This is a genomic window from Vibrio sp. 1562, assembly GCF_033340155.1.
In the GTDB taxonomy this organism is placed as follows: domain Bacteria; phylum Pseudomonadota; class Gammaproteobacteria; order Enterobacterales; family Vibrionaceae; genus Vibrio; species Vibrio alginolyticus.
On sequence record NZ_JAWOVY010000335.1, the window covers coordinates 1 to 707 of the forward strand.

Annotated in this window: 1 protein-coding gene; it reads left to right on the forward strand. The window is 48.1% G+C overall.

Translation table 11 applies throughout. The features are described 5' to 3' along the window. Positions 1-707, forward strand: a 707-nt coding sequence (locus R7Z49_RS25035) for a hemolysin family protein (protein ID WP_318112394.1), incomplete at both ends; no start/stop codon positions are given.

Consider the following 707-nt stretch of genomic DNA (forward strand, 5'->3'; position numbering starts at 1 on the left):
TGAAGGTTCGGAATCAGGAGCCATCGAACCGCAAGAACAACTGATGATCCGCAAGCTACTGCACCTCAATGATCGTTTAGCCCTGTCTTTAATGACGCCGCGCTGCGACATCCACTTTTTGGACACCAACTTGCCGCTGGATGGGATTCTCAAACACCTACGTCAAACTCAACACTCAGTTTGGCCAGTGTGCAAAGGCGGTTTAGATAACATCATCGGCACCATCTCCTCAAAAGTATTGCTTGATGAGTACGACCACCTGTCTGTTTCGAGACTCGGTAAATTGCTCAAACATCCGCGCTTTGTACCGGAATCGATGAAAGGCTTGCCTCTGCTGAACTACATGCAGCAAACCAGCGCAGAGATGGTATTTATTGTTGATGAATATGGCGACGTGCAAGGCTTAGTCACCTTATACGATTTGCTCAAGTCCATCGCTGGCGAATTAGGAATGGCACCAGAACAAATCTGGGCGAAGCAGCAAAAAGACGGCAGTTGGCTGATGGATGCGCTGATTCCTCTCAACGAACTCAAATACAAACTGGGATTGACCACAATTGAAGGCGAAGAGAGTGAAGGTTTTCAAACCCTCAATGGCTTTTTAACTTGGTGGCTAGGACGCCTTCCACATGCAGGAGAGTTGGTCGACTATGAGGGCTGGCAGTTTGAGGTGTTAAACGTCAAGCATCACCGGATTGTGCAAGTTA